At 76.4% G+C, this 2486-nt stretch carries 1 protein-coding gene and 1 pseudogene; both read right to left on the bottom strand.

Features of this window, described 5'->3' with window-relative positions:
- Positions 1 to 691, bottom strand: a pseudogene (locus tag JNW98_RS36785) (hypothetical protein); the annotation flags it as partial.
- Positions 692 to 1029: 338 nt separating this feature from the next.
- Complete coding sequence (locus tag JNW98_RS35425) at positions 1030 to 2223, bottom strand: PP2C family protein-serine/threonine phosphatase (RefSeq protein WP_372459408.1); 1194 nt, start codon at positions 2221 to 2223, stop codon at positions 1030 to 1032.
- Between the last annotated feature and the right edge of the window lie 263 nt (positions 2224 to 2486).

Here is a 2486-nt window from a genome sequence, read left to right as displayed (position 1 = left end):
CGCCGGCGTCGGAACCGTCGGATCCCTCGGACGCGGCGGGGCCGGCGGGTGCAGCGGGTGCAGCCTGGGGCGCGTCGGACGTGGCGTGCGCCGGGGCGGCGGCGCGCTCGGCGGCGGCCTCCGGAGCGTCGTCCGCCTCGTCGTCCCCGTCGTCGATCAGGTACGGGCCGACGTCCGGCACGGATATCGCCGCCGGGCGCTCCTGCGCGTTGGCCATGCCGCCGGCGCCGACCGCGGCGATCACGCCGACGCCGAGCACCGCGCCGCCGCGGGCCATGGAGCCGCCGCGCTGCTTGGGGACGCGGTGCCGGCCGCGGACGGGAGGCTCGTACTCCGCGCCGGGCCCGGCCGCCGGAACGGAAAGTTCCGTATCGGCTCCGGACTCCGCCGCGACATCGACGTGACCGGGCACACCGGAGACGTCGTAGGAGCCGGAGGCGTCGTACGCGTCGTACGTGCCGGAAGCGTCGAACGTGTCGTAGGCGCCGTAAGCGTCATAAGCACCGGGAGCACCGGGAGAGCCGGGGGCACCGGAAGAGTCGAAGGAGCCGTACGGACCGTGCGCTTCGAGCGGGCCGTCGACGCCGCCGGAGGGGGGCGCGACGGGGGAGGAGCCGGGTTCGTCCCCGTAGGGGGACTCCGCCCAGGAGCCGTGTGAACCGTCTCCGCCTGCGGACCTGTTGGACGCCACGGGGGCGCTCTCCTTTCCTTCCCTCTCGCCTGCCGCGTCGGCGGTGGGGGTCCCCCGGGTCGTGCGGGAACTGGGAGAGTGCGGAACAGGGAGGCCGCCTACGGGCCGGGCGCGGCCCGGTGCGATCCCGAGGGCTGATGGTTCCCCGGTCCCCTCTCGTGCCCACGGGCCCGTACCCACGGGATTCGGCGAAAGCGCGCGGTGCCGCTTTGTGCGGCGGTGTGAGGAACGCGCTGCGTTATCGAACGTTAATAGACAGGGCTGGTTGTTTCCAAGCCGAAAGCGTGAATCCACGGGCCCGTTGGCAAGATCTGCGGACGATATCGACTGATGGTGTGTCACTCGTTATGCAGCGTGGCGGCGGTGCGGCGCGGTACGGACGGGTGGTGGTGCTCGGTGCGCCGGACGGCGAGCAGGGCCATGTCGTCGTCGCCGTGTCCGCCCGTGTGCCGGTCGACGTCCGCCACGAGGTGGTCGAGCAGGGCGTCCGGGCTCCTGAACCGCCGCCCGGCGAGCCGGCGCACCGGGTCGTAGAAGACGCCCGCGGCGTCCCGCGCCTCCGTCACCCCGTCGGTGAACAGCAGCAGCGTCGCCCCCGGCGGGAACGCCCGCTCCTCCACCCGGTCCGGCCCCTCCCCAGAATCCCCCGGATCCCCGGGATCCCCCAACTCCCCCATCCCCAGCGGCAGGGCGTGCGCCCCCGGCGGGACCTCGGCCACCGTGCCGTCCGGATGCGCCAGCAGCGGGGGCGGGTGGCCGCGGTTCACCAGGCGGACGACCGGGGCGTCGCCGTGCGGCACCTCCGCCAGCACGGCGGTGGTGAAGCCCTCGAACTGGTCGATGCCGGCCCGCCGGCCGCCCTCGCGCAGCAGCGCGTGCTCCAGCCGCCGCGCGACCCCGGCGAGCGTCGGCTCCCCCTCCGCCGCCTCGCGGAACGCGCCGATCAGCACGGCCACGGCCTCCACGGCGCCCAGGCCCTTGCCGCGCACGTCGCCGACGATCAGGCGGGCGCCGTGCGGGGTGTCCTGGACGGCGTACAGGTCGCCGCCGATCCGCGCGTCGGCCTGCGCCGCCACGTACCGGGCCGCGACGCGCAGCCCGTCGAGCCGGGCCGGCGGGGCGGGCAGGACGGCCCGCTGCGCGGCCTCGGCGATGCCGCGGGCGGAGCGGAGGCGGCTGTCGCTGCGGCGCACGACGCGGTTGATGCCCAGGGCGAGGAGGGAGACGGTCAGCACGGTGACGTTCTCGGTGACCGATTCGCCGGTGCTCGGGGAGCCGCGGTGGACGGTGATGTCCACGGACGCCACCACGGCGATCGCCGCCGTCACGGCGGTGGCCCGGGCGGAGAGCAGGGAGGCGGCGACGAGCGGGGCAGCGGAGAAGAAGGGGGCGGAGTTGTAGTTGGGAGGGGTGAGGAAGGCGAAGACCTCGCCCGCGACGAGGAGCAGGGCGGGCAGCCAGCAGGCGGCGCGCCACAGCGCGCTCGGGTGCTCCGGGTCCCCGGGGTGCTCCGCCCCGTCTCGCTTCCCCACCGTGCGCTCCCTGGCCCGGCCGGCGCCCGACCCGGCCGGCCTCCGCTGCTCCCTCCCAGCCTCGGGGCCGGGAGGGGCGACGTCCATCGGAGCGGGTCCGTGCGGGGGGGCGCGGCGCACCGGGGGGGGCTCAAGCCCCCGCGGCGTAGGGAGGGGCTCAGCCCCCGCGGCGTAAAGGGGGCTCAGGCCCCCGGGCCTCAGCCCGCCGACGGGCGCCGCGTGCGGCCTCCGCCGCGGGACGCCGGGGCGGCGCCGTCCGGGCG

This window comes from Streptomyces huiliensis (assembly GCF_020037025.1).
GTDB lineage: Bacteria > Actinomycetota > Actinomycetes > Streptomycetales > Streptomycetaceae > Streptomyces > Streptomyces huiliensis.
The sequence above is the reverse complement of the archived record's forward strand: the minus strand, read 5'-3'. Positions and strand labels throughout refer to the sequence as shown.